This is a genomic window from Arcticibacter pallidicorallinus (assembly GCF_003002875.1).
Lineage (GTDB): Bacteria > Bacteroidota > Bacteroidia > Sphingobacteriales > Sphingobacteriaceae > Arcticibacter > Arcticibacter pallidicorallinus.
Window position 1 is genome coordinate 635,364 of record NZ_PVTH01000001.1, and the last position, 19,168, is coordinate 654,531.

General features: G+C 45.7%; 9 protein-coding genes and 2 tRNA genes. 8 read left to right on the top strand and 3 right to left on the bottom strand.

What is annotated here, in order from left to right:
* The first annotated feature begins 36 nt into the window (after positions 1-36).
* The 6 genes from B0I27_RS02610 to B0I27_RS02635 all read left to right on the top strand — a co-directional run bounded on the left by B0I27_RS02610 (position 37) and on the right by B0I27_RS02635 (position 15,557).
* Positions 37-4,365 (top strand): PAS domain S-box protein, encoded by a 4,329-nt coding sequence (locus B0I27_RS02610; protein ID WP_106291251.1) that lies wholly within the window; start codon positions 37-39, stop codon positions 4,363-4,365.
* A gap of 69 nt (positions 4,366-4,434) precedes the next feature.
* Entirely contained in the window at positions 4,435-5,769 is a 1,335-nt protein-coding gene (locus B0I27_RS02615) for a glycoside hydrolase family 88/105 protein (RefSeq protein WP_106291073.1), read from the top strand.
* Positions 5,770-5,808: 39 nt separating this feature from the next.
* A complete protein-coding gene (locus B0I27_RS02620; protein WP_106291075.1) occupies positions 5,809-6,363 on the top strand; it encodes a DNA-3-methyladenine glycosylase I in 555 nt (184 codons plus the stop codon).
* Between the two features lie 127 nt (positions 6,364-6,490).
* Positions 6,491-10,564: a hybrid sensor histidine kinase/response regulator transcription factor gene (locus B0I27_RS02625; RefSeq protein WP_106291077.1), complete on the top strand. Its 4,074-nt coding sequence runs from the start codon at positions 6,491-6,493 to the stop codon at positions 10,562-10,564.
* 158 nt (positions 10,565-10,722) lie between these two features.
* Entirely contained in the window at positions 10,723-13,863 is a 3,141-nt protein-coding gene (locus tag B0I27_RS02630) for a SusC/RagA family TonB-linked outer membrane protein (RefSeq protein WP_106291079.1), read from the top strand.
* An 8-nt stretch (positions 13,864-13,871) separates the two neighbouring features.
* Positions 13,872-15,557, top strand: a complete 1,686-nt coding sequence (locus B0I27_RS02635; protein ID WP_106291081.1) for a RagB/SusD family nutrient uptake outer membrane protein — start codon at positions 13,872-13,874, stop codon at positions 15,555-15,557.
* A gap of 46 nt (positions 15,558-15,603) precedes the next feature.
* Here the strand turns inward: B0I27_RS02635 and B0I27_RS02640 are convergent, their stop codons facing one another.
* Complete coding sequence (locus tag B0I27_RS02640) at positions 15,604-16,713, bottom strand: MBL fold metallo-hydrolase (RefSeq protein ID WP_245925409.1); 1,110 nt, start codon at positions 16,711-16,713, stop codon at positions 15,604-15,606.
* A 216-nt stretch (positions 16,714-16,929) separates the two neighbouring features.
* On the opposite strand from B0I27_RS02640, the gene B0I27_RS02645 reads away from it, so the two are divergent.
* Positions 16,930-17,361 carry a DUF1810 domain-containing protein gene (locus tag B0I27_RS02645; RefSeq protein WP_106291083.1) on the top strand — a complete coding sequence of 144 codons (432 nt, stop codon included), beginning with the start codon at positions 16,930-16,932 and terminating at the stop codon, positions 17,359-17,361.
* 97 nt (positions 17,362-17,458) lie between these two features.
* On the opposite strand, the gene B0I27_RS02650 is transcribed toward B0I27_RS02645, so the two are convergent.
* Positions 17,459-17,542, bottom strand: a tRNA-Leu gene (locus B0I27_RS02650).
* Positions 17,543-17,558: 16 nt separating this feature from the next.
* Positions 17,559-17,642 (bottom strand) — tRNA-Leu (locus tag B0I27_RS02655).
* A gap of 298 nt (positions 17,643-17,940) precedes the next feature.
* On the opposite strand from B0I27_RS02655, the gene B0I27_RS02660 reads away from it, so the two are divergent.
* The gene (locus tag B0I27_RS02660; RefSeq protein ID WP_106291085.1) at positions 17,941-19,047 is read left to right on the top strand and encodes a fatty acid desaturase family protein; all 1,107 of its coding nucleotides are present in this window, start codon (positions 17,941-17,943) and stop codon (positions 19,045-19,047) included.
* Positions 19,048-19,168: the final 121 nt, after the last annotated feature.

A 19,168-nucleotide genomic window follows, 5' to 3' on the forward strand; every position in this document is an offset into this window, starting at 1 on the left:
TATACAACGATTTATCCATTGAAAAAAGTACAAGACATGAAGGAGGAAAAGGACCGGGTTGATGCGCTTCGTAACTATGAAATACTTGATTCTGTAAGTGAGGAGGAGTTTGATCGGATAACTGAATTGGCATCGATTATCTGCGAGGTGCCAATCTCACTCATCTCGCTGGTAGACGACAAACGGCAGTGGTTCAAATCAAAGGTTGGTCTTTCTATTAGCGAATCGGATATTAAAATCGCTTTCTGCGATCATGCGATCCGCGAGCACGACCTCCTTGAAGTAAGTGACGCTTCCAAAGATGTCAGGTTCCAGGATAATCCCTTCGTAACGGGAGAAACCCAGATTCGTTTTTACGCAGGTCAACCGCTTATCGATCCCCGTGGATTTGCACTTGGAACGCTATGTGTCCTGGATAACAAACCCCGGACATTGACCGAAAGTCAGAAGCGTGCCCTGCACTTGCTGGCTACGGAGGTGATGACTTTAATTGTTGAGCGGCGGCAAAAAGCAGAACTAAGAAATTTTGAAAGCTTGTTCCGGCTATCCAATGATCTTATATGTGTGGCAGGAATAAATGGTTTTTTTAAAAAGGTAAATCCAGCCTTTGAGAATGTGCTTGGTTGGGATAAAGAAGCTTTGCTTAATACATCTTTCTTTGATCTTGTTCATCCTGATGATCTTGACATCACCCGTGAACAAATAGATCGCCTGGCAGCTGGTCTGAGCACCATAAATTTCAATCATCGTTTCAGGAATAAGCACGGCGAGTATAAAACGTTACAATGGGTGGCAACACCCGAGCCCTTGACCGGCAACCTTTTTGCCATTGCCCGCGATGTCTCCGAAGAAAAGGACAAAGAGCGTGTATTGATTCTCAGCGAAGAACGAGCCCGGGTCTTTTTCGAAAACTCACAGGGCTTTATGTGCACCCATGACCTGAATGGCAAGTTCCTATCAGTTAACAGCGCCGGTGCAGCCATTCTGGGATATACACGCGAGGAAATGTTAACGATGAGCCTGTTTGATATCATCCCGGCCCCCCGCCATAATAATCTGCGGGAATATTTGTCGAGAGTCGTTATGGAGGGCCAGGATCAAGGACAAATGGTGACATACCGAAAGACAGGAGATTATCGTATCTGGATGTATAACAACATACTTGAGCGGGATTCAGCGGGCCAGGTATATGTCATCGGCAATGCAGTGGATATCACAGAACGGCATCTTCTGGAGCAGGATCTTATGGAAACAAAAGAGATCCTGGAACGTACCAACCGCGTTGCCCGCGTTGGGGGCTGGGAAATGGATGTTGTGAATAAAACGATTTCATGGACCGCTATAACAAGAGAAATTCATGGTGCAGAGGCCTCTTACGAGCCTGTCCTCGAATCAGCGATACGTTTTTACAAGGAAGGCGAAAGCAGAGATACAATAATTTCTGCGGTGACCAAAGCAATAGATCATGGAGAGCCCTGGGATCTGGAGTTGCAGATTGTAAATCAGAAAGGGACTGAAATTTGGGTTCGCTCGCTGGGATATTCTGAGATTGAGGACGGTGTATGTAAGCGTATCTTCGGCACATTTCAGGACATAGATAAAACTAAAAGAGCGGAGCTTGAACTTTTTAGTTCGCAAAAGCTGCTGAATGACGTTTTGCAATCCGCGTCTGAAATCAGTATCATAGCTTTAAATGTTAACGGAGAGATTACGGTCTTTAACAAAGGTGCCGAGAAGATGCTTGGCTATACTGCAGAAGAGATGCTTGGTAAGCAACCCATGCTTATTCATTCTGAGCAAGAGCTAGGCAAGCGAAGCGAAGAACTAAGTCAAGATCTTGGCTATCCCGTTACGGGCTTTCGGTCAATTGTAGGGATGGCGGAAACCGAGGGCCTTGAACAACGTGAATGGACGTATTACTGCAAGGACGGCGGGGCGAGAACGGTCATGCTTGTGGTCACACCGATCAGGGACATAAACGAGCAAATTGAAGGCTTTTTATGTATCGGGACTGACGTCACGGAAAGACGTTTGATTGAACTCGCGTTGATAACCGAAAAAGCAAGGCTTACCTCTTTTGTTGAACATGCTCCGGCGGCAGTTGCCATGTTGGACAAAGATATGCGCTATATCGCAGTAAGTAACCGCTGGTTAGAGGATTACCAAATGAATGGCAGAAAAATAATAGGCTTATCTCATGATGATGTTTTTCCGGGTTTAGATGAGGTAAGACGTCAAAGGCATCAGAGAGTGCTTAATGGAGCCATCGAACGGAAGGAAGAAGATGTTTATTACGTGGCAGGGGACCTGGAGCCGCAGTACATTACCTGGGAAATGCGCCCGTGGTACCAATACGACGGCAAAATTGGTGGCATGATGATGTTCACGCAAAATATTACCTCCATCATATCGCAGCGCAATGAGCTGGAGATTGCTAAGCGTCATGCCGAGCAGGCAAGTGTAGCAAAGTCAGAATTCCTGGCCAATATGAGTCACGAGATACGTACGCCGCTTAACGGCGTGATCGGATTCACTGACCTCGTACTTAAGACCACGCTAAACGAAACTCAGCGGCAGTATCTCAGCATTGTAAATCAATCGGCAAATGCTTTGCTCTCTATTATTAACGACATTCTTGATTTTTCGAAGATTGAGGCCGGGAAGCTGGAACTCGAGATCGAGAGATGCGACCTGTATCAACTGAGCGGTGAGGCCACTGATATTATAAGCTACCAGGTACAGGCTAAGGGACTGGAAATGTTGTTGAATATTTCGCCCGATCTGCCCCGCTTTATCTACGCTGACTCGGTGCGACTTAAGCAGGTGCTGATCAACCTTCTCGGTAACGCATCCAAGTTTACTGATAAGGGTGAAATTGAACTTAAGATTGAATCTCTGGCATTGCATGAGAACCATACGACCATCCGCTTCTCTGTGAGGGATACAGGTATCGGCATTAAGCCTGAAAAACAGGCTAAAATATTTGAAGCCTTTTCGCAGGAAGATGGATCGACTACAAAAAAGTACGGAGGCACAGGCCTGGGTCTTACTATAACCAACAGACTGCTGGACATGATGGGCAGTACGCTTCATCTGGACAGCACCCCTGGCATAGGAAGCTGTTTCTATTTTGACATAACTTTTGATTCTGAACAGGGTGAAGCAATCCTTTGGAACAATCTGGAGAAAATCAAAAGCGCGCTAATCGTGGATGATAATGAGAATAACCGGATTATTCTGTCGCAAACCTTAAGGTTGAAGAATGTCAGGGCAACCGAAGCGAAGAACGGGTTTGAGGCTTTACAGCTCCTGGCGGATGGTGGCATGTATGACGTCATTCTGATGGATTACCAAATGCCATATATGGACGGTCTGGAAACCATAAAGAAGATACGCGAAAGCTTTTCATCATCAGCTCATGAATTGCCTATCATCTTGTTACATAGTTCTTCCGATGATGGTATGATGATTAAGGCTTGCGAAGAGCTCCAGGTAAGTCAGAGGGTAGTCAAGCCTATCAAGATGCAGGAAATTTATCATGCTCTTTCACGCTTGCATCAAGAGAACGTTGATCTGCCGTCCGAGGAGCGTTCCGATTCCGAAATTACGAGGGGGCACCTGACAGTCCTGATCGCCGAAGATAACGCAGTAAATATGCTGCTGGCTCGTACCATAGTCAACAACATAGCACCCGGGTTCAATCTGTTGGAGGCGTCGAACGGTCGGCAAGCGCTGGAAATATGCAAGTTCCAGCGACCGGACCTGATTCTTATGGACGTTCAAATGCCCGAGATGAACGGTTATGAAGCCACTAAAGCCATCCGGGCGTTGGATCATAACCCCGGGATCCCCATTATTGCTCTTACAGCAGGCAACGTTAAGGGTGAGCGGGAAAAATGTCTGGCTGCCGGGATGGACGACTTTCTGGTTAAACCCATTGTGGAAGCAGATATTTCTGCCGCTTTGTCCAAATGGCTGGAACTGGGCGATCAACGGCCGGCGTTGGAAGATCCGCTGCACTATCACACGACATTACGGCATTTTGATATCAGCGTGTTAAAAAATTATGTAGGTGAAGACGAATCTCTTATCGGGGAGGTGTTGCAGCTGGTGGAAAGCGAATTGCTATCTTCTGTAAAGGTGATCAAACAAGGCGTCGCCGAAGGTAATCTTGAAGACCTGAATAGTGCAGGACATAAGTTGTACGGAACCGCGGCATCTTCGGGCATGTACCAGCTCTCAATTCTCGCCCATGAGCTTGAGCGGTTCATGGAAATGGATGAAAAGAGGTTAATAGAACTTACAGAGTCCATCGCAAAAGAAGTTAGCCAGATCCTGGAACTGATAGCGAAAGGCTTCAGGTGAGTATAACTTTTCTGTTGCGGATTTTATTGCTTGAAAGGATTGTCTAAAAAATCGTTATTTTGCCCGGATATGAAACAGTATTTATATATTCTTCTCAGTGCATCTATCTTGTCGTCTTGCTCGGGAGCTTTGAAGGGCGTTAAAAGCAAGTCTTCCTATTCTCAGAAAATGGTTGAGAACCGGGCGATGAAAACCTTTAATACAAACCGAAATGAGCAGCAACTGGCCAAGGCGCATTGGGACTATGTGCCGGGCTTAGTGGCGTATAGTATCTTAAAAGCCTGGGAGCAATACCCTGAGAAAGAAGAGTATTACAATATCGTTAAGACGTATGCCGATCATTGCCTGAAAGGTCTGGATACTGTTCATGTCAAAGAAAGTAATATCGATGATCTGGCTGCAGGGAAAATCCTTTTCGCCTTGGCTAAAGAGGAAGAAAGAAAAGGAAATACAGCAGATGCAAAACGCTATAAAGACTGCGCAACTTTTTTAAGAAATAAGCTGAAGTTTCAGCACAGTCGTATCGGGAATTCCCTGCCGGGAGCCGGCGGATTCTTTCATAAAGGAATTTACCCGAATCAAATGTGGTTAGACGGTTTATATATGGGTCCCGCACTTTACGCCGGATGGCAGGATGCGTATGGTAAAGAAGAAGGAGATGATGCGAACCTCAAATCCTGGGATGATATAGCTCATCAATTTAAAACGATTCATCGTTTTACCTATGATCAGGACAAACAGCTTAATTATCATGCCTGGAGTGCAGATCCTTCTGATGAAAACTCGTTTTGGGCTAGTAAGACCGGACCCTTCAAAGGTTGCTCTCCAGAATTCTGGGGAAGAGGAATGGGATGGTATTTCGCGGCGCTGGTCGATGTTCTTGAGGTGATGCCTAAGGATCATGCTGATTATAAAAACCTGAGCAATATCGTTAATCAGGTGGCTGCGGGACTTGCGAAATATCAGGATAAAAGCGGTTCCTGGTATCAGTTGCTGCAATACGATGCTTCAAAGAAGGCCGACGGCAAGGGCGATGAAGTAGCTGGTGACATCTATAATAAATGTGATAACGCAAACTATCTGGAATCATCTGCGTCCGCCATGTTTACCTATGCTTATTTCAAAGGAATCCGCCTCGGAGTTTTAGATGGAAGTACCTATCTTCCTGTCGCTGATAAAGCGTACAACGGGCTGCTTAGCAACTTTATTCGTGAGGGAGAAAATGGAGAGATCAATATCCTGCAATCATGCGCTTCCGCTGGTTTGGGTCCGTTGAAAGATATCTCGAGAACAGGAACGGCTAATTATTATCTCTGCGGTAAAGACGTTACCGTTACCCAGAATGAAGGCAAAGCGATAGGGCCGTTTATCTTGGCTAGTTTAGAGTTCGAGAGAAGAAAGTAGTTATTAGAATGATCGGTTTGCTGTTATAAAAAAGCTATCATGTCTTACTGCAATGCCATAAGATCTATGCCTGAAGACAGGCAGGCTATTCATAAAGCCTATCATGATCTTCAATACGGATTTCCCATCCATAATGATGATGAACTGTTTTGCAGGCTCATTCTTGAAATTAATCAAGCGGGACTTAGCTGGGAGACTATACTGAAAAAACAGGAGTCTTTTAGAAAAGCTTACGACAACTTCAACATTAGCAAGGTCGCCGCCTATACAGAAGCAGACAGAGGACGCTTGCTTTCTGATCCTGGAATTATTCGAAACCGGCTGAAGGTCAATGCTGCAATTGAAAATGCAAAGTCTGTCCTGATTCTGCAACGAGAACATGGTTCATTTCAGAACTGGTTGCTAGGTCATCATCCTAAATCCAAAGAGGAATGGGTAAAGCTTTTTAAAAAGACTTTTAAGTTCACAGGAGGAGAGATCGTAAACGAGTTTTTACTCAGTATCGGTATTCTAAAGGGTGCGCATTCCGAAGACTGTCCGGTCTACAAGGATGTGCTCCGGACGAATCCGCCCTGGTTCAACCAACCCGTATAAACTTCTTCTTCACAGTTGCAACAGAATAAAAAACGAGTACGATATACCCCAAAATTTCAGCTATGTTTGTTTTTCCCTACCTGTCAATAGACAGGTAGGGAAAATACATACTGCCAATTAGGAAACCATGAAGGCTTGGGGATTTACGGTTGTTTTTATATTTATTTTTTATCAAATAAAGGCCCAGGCGCCTTTTTCACACCTTAGCATAGAAAAGGGGCTGTCTAACAACTCCGTCAACGCTGTTTACAAGGATCGCTATGGATTTATGTGGTTCGGTACAGATGATGGCCTCAACCGCTACGATGGGTTTTCCTTTAATGTTTTCAAGAGTAATATTAAAGATCCGGAAAGCTTGATCCATAACCGGATAGCTGATCTTGCCGGAGACAACGAAGGCGCGTTATGGATTGGTACGAGCAGAGGCCTCTCTGTATTTGATCATTACACATCCAGATTCTCCACACCTGTGTTTTCTTATGAGGGCAAGAGCTACAGGGCTACTGACCCGGTCTATACCGTTAAGGCAGACGATAAGGGCAGTGTCTTTGTCGGCGTTCAGCGCAAGGGCTTGTTAGTTCGTAGAGCTGGTCAGCCACTGAAACAGATCAGCTTCCACGACCGAGAAGGAAAAGCCCTTGAATACAACGTTTATGCCATCGCCTTCAGGCCTGACCAAGCCTGGATGGTTACGAACATGGGATTATGTGTTTACACTATCTCCACTGACCGGATGCGGCTTGTAAGCCGATCTGTACGCAGGGCAAACCGCATGATCGCAAAGGACAATACATTGTGGATTGCTACCGATAATGGACTGCTTAAGTATGATGTCCATTCCAAAGATCGCGACCATATTATCCGCGAGCAGGCGGATTTGTCTGCTCCGAGAGTGATGGACCTTCGGTTTCAGGGCGAACAGCTTTGGATAGCAACTGACGGAGCCGGTGTTGGGGTTCTCAATACTAAGACCGGCGGACTGAGGAAAATAGTTAGTGCTCCAGACGGAAGTGCGCTAAGCAGTAATGCCGTCACGTCCATATATAGTGATGACGAAGACCGCATCTGGTTAGGTACACTCAGGGGAGGAGTCAACCTGTTAGATCAAAAGAAAAACAAGTTTAAGAAGGTTTCCCATCTTCCTAATAGTCCAAATAGCCTGATAAGTGATTTCGTGCTTTCTTTTTGCGAAGATAAGAACGGTAGTGTGTGGGTGGGAACAGACGGAGCCGGTATCTCGGTGTGGAACAGGAAGACGAATACCTTTCACAATCATACGCATAGCGAGAATCAGCCATCCTCTATCAGCAATGATAATATTACCAGTATCGTTCGGGATGACGATGACGTCATTTGGGTGGCCACTTTCGGTGGAGGGATCAATAGGTATGACAGAAAGAGCGGCTCTTTCACCCGGTTTGCGTGTATCAATAACGGACAGGAAGACAGGAACGTCTGGAAGTTATTTAAGGATTCAAAGAATAATATCTGGGCCGGAACATCTTTCGGCAGCGATGCTACATACAAGTTAAATCGAAAGACACAGAGCTTCCAGCCCATTGACTCCAGGTTTAAATATGTGACCAGCTTCGGCGAGGATCATGAGGGAAACGTCTGGCTCGGAACGGAGTATGGTCAGCTTGTTAAAATTGACGAAAAGTCAGGGAAACACCGCATCTATAATCTTAAAAATCAGATTAGATCGATAGTTTGCGGTAAGGATGGGAATCTATGGGTCGGGGTGCAATATACCGGTTTGGTTAAGTTTGATTATAGGAAAAGCGGAACATTCTCCGTCATGACAGAGGGGGAGGGGCTTTGCAATAACAGTGTTCTCAATATTCAGGAGGATGCATCCGGTAACTTGTGGATGAGCACCTTCAACGGGCTTTCCAAGTGGGACCAGAAGAATAAACGATTCATTAATTTTTACGAAGAAGACGGCTTACAGAGCAATCAGTTTTCCTTCAATGCATCTTTGAAGCTCCAGTCAGGCGAAATCTTGTTTGGAGGCATCAAGGGGTTTAATATTTTTTCTCCAAGTGAAGTACGCCGCGAATCCAACCCTTCAAAGGTGCTTATCGCGGGAATCCGCATCAACAATATTCCTATTCAGCAAGATCAAAGCTTTGAAAAGCAAGCCAGTATATACTCGATATCAGAGCTGGTGTTGCCCTATGATAAAGCTGTGCTTTCCATTGATTACACTACTCCGGAGTATTCGGGAACGGACCGGATCTTATACAAGTACATTCTAGAAGGTTGGGATAATATCTGGAATTATTCAGGAAAAGCCCGCACAGCCAATTATTCTCAGCTATGGGAAGGTAATTACCTGTTGAGAATTCAGTCGACCAATGAAGACGGCTTATGGACCGGTGGTGAAACGGTTTTGAGTATTAAAGTTTTGCCTCCCTGGTATAGGTCTTGGTGGGCATACACGCTATACGTTCTCGCTGTTTTCAGCTTGATCTATTTTTATATCAGCTACCATTTACGGCAGTCACAGCTACGTTATGAGATTCAGTCGGCTAACCTCAATACCCAAAAGGAACGGGAGCTGAACGAGAAGAAAATCTCCTTTTTTACCCATATCGCTCACGAATTCAGAACACCGCTGACCTTAATTATGAATCCGGTTAAGGAGCTTCTAAGTTCGGAAGGAAAGAGGGTGAATATGGATGATATGGCGGGAGTCTTCCGCAACGCCAAGCGGCTATTGAGGTTGGTAGACCAGCTTTTGCTCTTCGGGAAAGCGGAGGGCGAAGACGATAAACTTACAATATCCAGCTTCAATATTCATGACCTTTGTTATGAGGTGTTCCTCTGTTTTAATAGCCAGGCAAGCTCCAAAAAGATCCATTATTCTTTCCATTGTGATAGCCGGGATCTTGAAATCTATGGCGACAGGCAGAAAGTGGAGATAGCTGTTTTTAATCTGGTATCCAACGCTTTTAAATACACTCCCCAAGGCGGTAGTATATCTCTTTCTCTTACTGACCAAGCCGGTGACGTGCTGATCGAAGTGAGTGACACGGGGAAAGGGATATCGGAGGACGTCGGCGATCAGATCTTCGAGCGCTTTTATCAGGTTACAAATCCCGAAAAGGGATACAAGAACGGCTTTGGTATAGGCCTTTATCTGGTCAAAACATTTATTTCTACGCATAAGGGTTCTGTAAACTATGTCAGCGAAATAGCAAAGGGTTCTACTTTCAGCATTACATTGTTGAAGGGTTTGTCACACTTTGACAACCTGGATCTCAGTTCAATACAGGAAAGTCAATCGGAAACGAATGCGGTACTTGATGAAACTGCCGTCGACGACCAAACGTCAGACCGCCCGGATGCAGTGGAATTGACAGATATTGAGCTTCAGGTATCTGATCGTTTATCGCTTCTTATCGTCGATGACAATGCGGAGATTCGCAATTATATCAGGAAGACCTTTATTCAATCGTACAACGTCCTGGAAGCCAGCGACGGCCTTGAAGGCTTGCGCATGGCCGAACGCTATTCGCCTGACATCATAATCAGCGATATTTCCATGCCTCAAATGACGGGGATTGAGCTTTGCCAGAAGATCAAGGAAAGCGCTGCGCTTAATCATATCCCAGTAATCCTTCTTACCTCTGCTACTTCGGATGAAGTGAAGTTAAAAGGGATAGAGACAGGTGCTGCCGATTATATTACTAAACCGTTCGAGCGCGAAATGCTCGTGGCAAGAGTCGTTAATCTGTTGAAAAGTCGTAATAATCTTCAGCAGTACTTCTACAATCATATCACGCTTCAATCAGATAACCTTAAGATATCTCCTGAATACCGGGAGTTCCTTAACAGGTGCATATCGGTTATTGAGGCACATTTGCAGGATCCCTCGTTCACTGCGAGGAGCTTTGCTGAGGAATTGGGTATGAGTCATTCCAACCTATACAAGCGGGTGAAGTCAGTTTCAGGCAAGTCGGTGAGCGAATTTATACGCTACGTGCGTCTTCGGAAAGCTGCGGAGCTGATGATCAACTCTGATTGCAATGTAAGTCAGGCTTCTTTCGAGGCTGGATTTAATGATATCAAATATTTCAGGGAGCAGTTTACGAAGCTTTTCGGTATGAAACCCTCTGAGTACATAAAAAAGTATAGAAAGTCTTTTCACGAATCTTACAAGCTGAACAGGATGTCGATAGAAATTCAAGAATCATAGCTCTATTACTGATTTTCCCTGCTTTATTACGAATTTACCCCTCCTGAATAGGGGCTTACCGTGATTAACTTTGGTTAGTTGAAACTAATCTACCCCACAGGTTATGCATCTGCGGGCATTACTATCTATCGGAATAAACATTTTATAAGCCAATTAATATGAAACGACAACTACCTGACGTCCTCTTTCTTTATGGAAAAAGGGGAAAGATCTTATTTTCTTTAATTTTCCTATTGTTAACAGGCGGACTGTTTGCAAGGGAGGCTAAAAACTCCATAGCCTTAATGGAGCAGGGAATCCCTGTGAGTGGTAAAGTAACCGATGAGCAGGGTGCTCCTTTGCCTGGAGTCAGCGTATTGGTTAAAGGTACCACCACCGGCGCTTCCACGAACGCCGACGGAGTTTACAAGCTCAATGTACCCTCAGGATCCAGCGTCTTAACGTTCAGCTTTATTGGCTATGTAATGCGGGAAGTGAGGGTGAACAACCAGACCGTCATCAACCTGAGCCTGCAACCTGAATCTAAATCGCTGAATGAAGTGGTTGTGGTGGGGTATGGTACCCAGACCCGGGCAACGCTTACCGGCTCCGTCTCAGAGGTAAAAGGTGCCGAACTGGTCAAGAGTCCTCAACCCAATCTTTCCAACTCCCTGGCGGGAAGATTCTCAGGGGTAATAGCTACTAACCGTGGTGGCGAGCCCGGATACGATAATTCGGAAATCCGTATCAGAGGGATATCCACAACCGGAAACAAGGATGTGCTGGTCGTTGTGGATGGCGTACCCGGTCAGCTAGGTGGATTCGAGCGGCTAGACCCTAACGACATAGAGAGCGTTACAGTCCTGAAGGACGCTTCTGCAGCGGTCTACGGAAGCAGAGCTGCTAATGGCGTCATCCTGGTAACGACAAAGAGAGGAACGACCGGAAAACCCTCCATCTCTTACAGCTTCAACCAGGGATTTTCATCACCAACCCGCCTGCCTGAAATGGCTGACGCTGCTAGCTATGCTTCTATCGTAAATGAGATTAACTATTACAACAATCCTGCGGGGGGCATGAATCAGTTTTACACGAACGAGCAAATTGCGAAATTTAAGGATGGTTCCGATCCTGTCAACTACCCCAACACCGATTGGATCGAGACCACATTGAGAGGATCAGCGCCTCAAAGTCAGCATAACCTTTCCGTTAATGGTGGAACGGAATTTACAAAATACTTCATCTCTCTCGGAACTCTTGATCAGGATGGTATCTACAAAGATGGCGCTACCAAATACAAGCAGTATAATTTGCGCTCCAATATCGAAGCCAATATTACGAAAGACTTCAAAATAGGGCTTTCGCTCGCGGGAAGGCAGGAGAACAGGCAGTTTCCTGTCGCTGGGGCAGGAGATATCTTCAGATCTGTTTATCGCGCCTATCCAACAGTGGTCGCTACCTACCCCAACGGTTATCCTTCTACGGGTATTGAGAACAACAATCCTGTAATGATGGTAACGGATGCGGGTGGCCTGACGAAAAACCCGAGGTTATACTTCAATGGTATCTTAAGAGCGAGTTACGCACTCCCTTTTGTCAGCGGACTTTCTATAGACGGCTTCTATGCTCTTGATAAGGGACAGTTTTCTCAAAGGAATTTCGTAACACCCTATCTGGTTTACGCCTATAATACTAACACTGATGCCTATACCTCCAGAACGGTCGGAGAGCCGAAAGCTTCATTGAATCAGATGCAGGAGAATACATCACTCATGACCGCGAACCTGAAGCTCAATTACCAAAAGACATTTGGTGGTCATAGTATCAATAGCTTTGTTGCTTACGAGCAAAGTGAGCAGACTGTAGAACATTTTGAAGCCGGAAGAAGAAACTTTCCCACCACGCTGACGCCTGAGCTATCACAAGGAGGAACGGATCCAACCGATCGTACCAATTCAGGATTTAGCTGGAGAGAAAGCCGTGTCAGCTTCATCGGTAGGGCAAATTATAACTACCAGCAAAAATACCTGGCGGAAGTTCAGCTGCGTGTAGACGGTTCCTCCATCTTCCCGGAGGACAACAGATTTGGTTACTTTCCCGGTGTATCCGCAGGTTGGAGGATATCAGAAGAGAGTTGGTTTAAAGACGGTATAAGGTTCGTCAATGATCTGAAATTAAGAGCTTCTTACGGTCAGTTAGGTGGCGACAGAGTGGCGAGAAATCAGTTTGCCAACAATTACTCTTTCAATAATCAATATACCTTGGGAAGCGGGGTTTACCCGGGACTGGATCTGGTTAAACTGGCTAACCCTGCAATAACCTGGGAAAAATCCATCAAGACCGACCTGGGCTTAAACGCCACCCTGTTCAGGGATATAAGCCTCGAATTTATCTACTTCAACGAAAAAAGAACAGATATTCTGCTTTCCAGAAATGCCTCTGTTCCCGGCGTAACCGGTATTGTGAATCCATTCCCCTCTGATTCGTCAGAACCTCTGGTTCCTTCGGAGAATATCGGACGTGTCGACAACAAAGGGCTGGAAGCAACTCTGGGATATAACCACCGTGGCGACTTTAGCTACGGGATTTCTGGAAATATTACTTATGCTAAAAGCAACGTGAAGTTTAAAGATGAGTCGCCGGCTGTGCTTGATCACCAACGCGAAACAGGTCGACCGCTTAGTACGTATCTCCTTTATGAATCAATTGGTATCTTCAGAACGCAGGAAGAGTTAAACGCCTATCCTCATGTGCCCGGTACACAAATTGGCGACCTGAAATACCTGGATTTCAACAATGATGGAAAGATCACAGCCGACGATCAGATACGAACAGATTTCGGTAATATCCCTCAGATCACTTACGGTATAAATTTGAACGCAGCGTATAAAAACTTCGATCTGTCGGCGGTTTTCTCCGGACAATCACGGGTCAGGCAGTATGTCCTCACCGAGGCCGGAACTGTCGGGAACTTTTATCAGACCTGGGCTGACAACCGCTGGAGTCCTTCTAACCTGGAGGGAAGCTACCCCCGCGTTCCCGAAAGAGCATCTACGGCAATCAGTGGCGGCCTCTACCGCAACGACTTTTGGCTCTTTAACACGGCCTTCTTCAGGCTGAAAAATATTGAGTTGGGTTATAGTCTGCCTAAAGAAACGCTGGACAAGATAAAGATGCAGGGAATCCGCATCTATGCGAGCGCTTTCAACGTGTTTACGGTTACCAAAGTGAAAGATTTTGATCCCGAAGGCAGCCATGAGGGTGGCCAGTTCTACCCTCAGCAAAGAATTATCAACCTGGGCGTTAATGTTAAGTTTTAATCACTACTATGAAATCATCTAAAGGAATAATTTCCTCCCTGTATATATCCTTGCTGGCCATATCGCTGGCCTCCTGCAAGAAGGACTTTTTAGATGTCACACCAACGGATCGTGTGACCGACGCCGCTATTATCGGTGACTCTACGTTATTTGAATCGTTCGTTATTAACAGGTATCTGGGAACACGAATGACAGATAAAGAAGCGGAAGGAACGCTGCCTGGATTCGGACGTGGATTCGAGTACGCCATGTGGAGCTCTTTAACAGACGAATCACTCTACAATAATGATGACAATACCTGGCTGATACAAAGAGGTCAGCTATCTCCGGAAAATACGGGTATAGCGGGAGCCATCTGGTCCAGAAGTTATAGAAGCATCCGCGAGGTAAATTATGCTCTCGCTAATGTTGATAAGGTGCCGATGAGCACCGGTCACAAAAATCTCCTGATAGCAGAACTCAAGTTTATCCGGGCATTTCGCTATCAGGATCTGATCAGAAACTATGGGGGAGTACCCCTGCTGGGAGATAAAGTATATAATTTAGGTGACGATTTTTCAGACCCGGAGTTGTTTAAACGGGCCACCATTGCTGAATGCATCAATTATGCAGTAGCACAATTGGATGAAGCTGCAGCCGGCTTACCTTTATCAAACAGCTCGACCTGGTTAGCCGGCAGAGCAACAAAAGGAGCTGCACTCGCACTTAAATCGCGTCTGTTGCTATATGCAGCGAGTCCGCTTTACAACGCCGGATCCTGGGAGCAAGCAGCTGCTGCAGCAAAGGCGGTAATGGACTTAAACATCTATGGCTTGCATGCTAATTATCAGAACTTGTTTATCAATCCGGGCAATAGCAACGAGATTATTTTCGCCAGGTACTATACTATCGGGTCCAGGCACGTGCCGATGGAAATCGCGAACGGACCTAACGGCTACGACGGCTGGGGTGGAAATCTCCCGATGCAGAATATGGTTGATGCGTATGAAACTACAACAGGGTTTCCGATTACAGATCCTGCCTCGGGATATGACCCGCAAAACCCATATGCTAATCGCGATCCGAGACTAACGGCTACCGTGCTATACAACGGTGCTCCATATCGCGGACGTAATGTGGAAACTTTTGTGCCGGGAGGCCTCGACAGCAAAGACGGGCCCTCTAACTGGAATACTTCCAAAACGGGCTATTACCTCAGGAAATTCGTCGATGAGAGTATGCCGATAAATAATCCATGGAATGTTGCCGGACTCCAGCCCTGGATATACTTCAGATACGCGGAGATTCTGCTGAATTATGCGGAAGCGCAGAATGAAGCTGTCGGTCCCGATCAATCCGTCTACGCTGCGCTCAATGCTGTTCGTGGCAGGACAGGAGTAGGCATGCCAGCTATACCTGCGGGCCTAAGTCGCGAGCAGATGCGCGAGCGTATCGTCCGCGAAAGAAGGGTTGAACTCGCCTTCGAAGAGCATCGCTATTATGACGTTCGCCGTTGGAAAATTGCCGACGTGACCGAGAACGTGCCCGTTTATGGAATCAACATTACTAAACAGAATAACGGCACTTTAAGATATGAACGGAAAGTAGCGCTGGAAGGAAAAGCCTTTATGCCACAGCATTACTGGCTGCCTATCCCAAGGGCGGAGATTCAGGCATCTAATAATCAGCTGGCCCAAAACCCCGACTATCAATAGTATTTCGGATATGGAGAAGGCGGTTCCCAAACAAGGAGCCGCTTTCTCATTTTAACCCCAGCCACCAATGTTTGAATACCTGATCCTCATCGTCAATGTTTACCACTTCGCCGATCATCGGTGTAATGAGCACCTGACCCGCAGCTTTATTGAGTTCGCTAAGTCTGGATAGAGGTTCATGCCAGGAATGAGCCGCTAACGCGAACTTCCCCGAGTGAACAGGCAATATCCTTTTGGCCCGGAGATCTTTGCCCGCCCGAAGTACATCCTCCGGCAACGCATGAATGTACTTCCAGGCCACATTATATTGTCCGTTTTCCAGTATGGCCAGATCAAAGCCACCGAATCGCCTGCCTATCTCCTCGAAGTGATTATCATAGCCGCTATCACCACCAAGAAATATTTTTCTCGAGGCTGTTTCCAGTACGTACGACGTCCACAGCGTATTATTCGAAAAGATGCTTCTTCCTGAGAAGTGTCGGGCAGGAGTGAGGTGCAGGCTGATGTGCTCATCCAGGATAATTTTATCGCCCCAGTCCTTTTCGATCAACTGCGATGGCTGGTATCCCCATTTCTCGAAATGAGCGCCTACGCCCAGCGCACATATCACTTTTCCGACTCTGCCTTTCAGGTTCTTAATCGTATGGTAGTCGAGATGATCGTAATGATCATGTGTGATCACCAGATAGTCAACATCCGGAAGATCATCGGTTGTGTACGACGCTGCGCCTTTGAAAGCCTTGTTCATTCCTTTGAAAGGTGCGGCATGGTCATTGAGTACCGGATCTACCAGTACGGTCTTTCCCTCGATCTGCATCCAGTAAGAGGAGTGACCGAACCAAATGAGGGCATTTACTTCCTTCGGTATACTTTTTAAGTTAGTCCACACATAGGGGATGCTATCCTCAGGTATTACATGATCTTTTTTGCCAAACAGGAAATTGTACATCACCCCGGGGTAACTATGCCCTTCCGTCAGCGAAGGGGTAGGATTGAGATTCTGGAACTTTCCGTCCCTGTAGTTTTTGGATTTTTTAATAAGTTCCAAACGTGCGCCCGAGGGCCGGGCACCAAAGATTTCTTTGCTCAAGATAACAGCAGCGAGGATAGCTATAGCTATCAGAACGAAAAATATGATCAGCATTGTTTTCTTCATTATTGAAAATGCATTACGAAGACATCGTGAAACGCGGCTGCAAAAATGCTTCAAATTTTTTTTCCGGAGTGCTCTGCAAAAGAAAAAGACTTTAGCCTGTCAATTCGTGGAAAGCAAAAGAGTGAATTGTCATTCTTAAATCTGTTTTTATTTCCCCAAACACCGCTTTGTATAAGTTGTTGTCATGGTGATTTATAGTTTCTTATAATTACTAATATGGCTCAAGAATACGACCTTGAAAGATTTGTCAGCGCTCAGGACGATGATTATGAAACGGCCTTTGCCGAAATAGCCAATGGCCGAAAACGGAGCCACTGGATGTGGTATATATTTCCGCAAATTCAAGGTTTGGGGTCTACGGAGACCTCGAAATATTATGCCCTGAAGGACCTGCGCGAGGCGGAGACGTTTTTTGCCCACGAGCTGTTAGGAAGCAGGTTGATGAAAATCACGAATCAGTTGCTCCAGTTAGAGGAGAGTAACGCCAACAAGATCTTCGGATCTCCTGATGACCTTAAGTTAAAGTCCTGTATGACGCTGTTTTGCTCATTGGATGAAGCTGACCCCGTCTTTGAGGCTGTATTGGACAAATTCTTCAAGGGCAGCAAAGATGAAAGGACTTTAAAGATTATTGGTAAAACAGAGTAGGGGCCTGCTCCATGTACTGGGGCGGGGAGAGCAAGCAGGGAGGCAGTAAGTTGCTAAAATAAAAAAGGAAAGATCGCTTTCGCGTCTTTCCTTTTCGTGTCCGAGATGAGATTCGAACTCACACACCCGTACAGGCGCCACCCCCTCAAGGTGGTGCGTCTACCAATTTCGCCACCCGGACTTTTCTTAATGCTAGGTGCCCGAGGAGAGACTCGAACTCTCAAGGGACAATTCCCAACGGCTTCTGAGACCGCAACGTTTACCAATTTCGCCACCCGGGCATTAAGGAGAGCAAATATAGGATGTTGGATTAAAAGTGCAATGTTTTTATGCAAAAAGATTGTTTCAGGGTAGCTGATTGCTTGTCTGATAGGCTGATAATTTTTGTTCTGCGTTAAATACTTCCTTATTTCAAACATCGAAGCGTATTTTTACAACAAAGAATGGTGTTTGGCGTTAAAGAGTTATACAAAGAAATTAATAATAAATATCCCACCTCCGTAAATAGTCAAGACTTATTTCAATACCCGATATTCAAAACATTTGGATTGTAAAATAGTAGTGTCTCACATCAATCCAATGAGTAAAATACGATTTAAAAACACAAGCAATTCGCTTTTTCTTGCAACGACCCGCAAAAGGGTGGACGCCTATTTTAAAGAGGGCAAGATTTCCCGGAACGCTAACACAGCCATGTGGGCAAAGACTATTTTCTTCCTCTCTGGATTCATTGGCTTGTATATTCTTATCATATCGAATGCGATGTCTGTAGGGGGGATGCTTGTCCTGTGCATTCTGCTCGGGATGTTCTGTGCGTTTGTGGGCTTTAATATATGCCATGATGCCATTCATGGTTCCTTTTCCTCTGATAGGCGCGTAAACAAACTATTTAGCTATGTTTTCAATTTTATCGGAGCAAACCCTTATGTGTGGAGCATTACACACAACGTGGTGCATCATACGTACACCAATATTCCCGGACACGACGAAGACATTGAAGTGGCGCCTGGGCTCATACGCATCTCCGAAGAGGAACCCGTAAACCGCATCCAGCGCTACCAGCATTGGTATGCTTTTCCACTTTACGGTCTGGCATCTTTATCCTGGGTGTTTCGAAAAGACTATAAAAAGTTCTTTCAGGCCAAAATCGGTGAACAGGAGATGAATCATCCCGGGAGGGAGTACTTCAACCTCTTCTTCTATAAAGCGGTATATTATTTTCTCTATATAATCTTGCCGTTGATGGTCCTCGATATAACTTGGTGGCAGTTTCTGATCGGCTTTCTTGTTTTGCACCTGGCTCAGGGGCTCACGATGGGACTTATCTTTCAGCTGGCGCATGTCGTTGAAGGAACTGATTTTCCTTCACCTAATTCACAGGGAAATATCGAAGAAGCCTGGGCGGAGCACCAAATGCGTACGACTGCAAATTTCGCGACAAATAGCAAGTTAGCTGCGTTCTTCCTTGGCGGACTAAATCGTCAGATAGAACATCACCTCTTTCCCAATATCTGCCATATACACTATGGCCCTATCAGCAGGATCGTAAAACAGACGGCTCAGGAGTTTAATATACCCTATATTGAAAGCCCCACTTTTGCCTCTGCGCTGAAGTCGCATCTGGTGATGTTGCGCAGGTTTGGAAAGGAAGCGGGAGTACATGCCGATACCCGGATACCCGGATAAAACCCAGAAAGCGCCAGGCGTATCTGTCACAGCTTTGTTAACGCCTAGGATAACATGCTATAGTATGTTGGGAATTTTGTACAAGAAACAACCGATGCTTGCTTTTAATTTTGAAGACTGA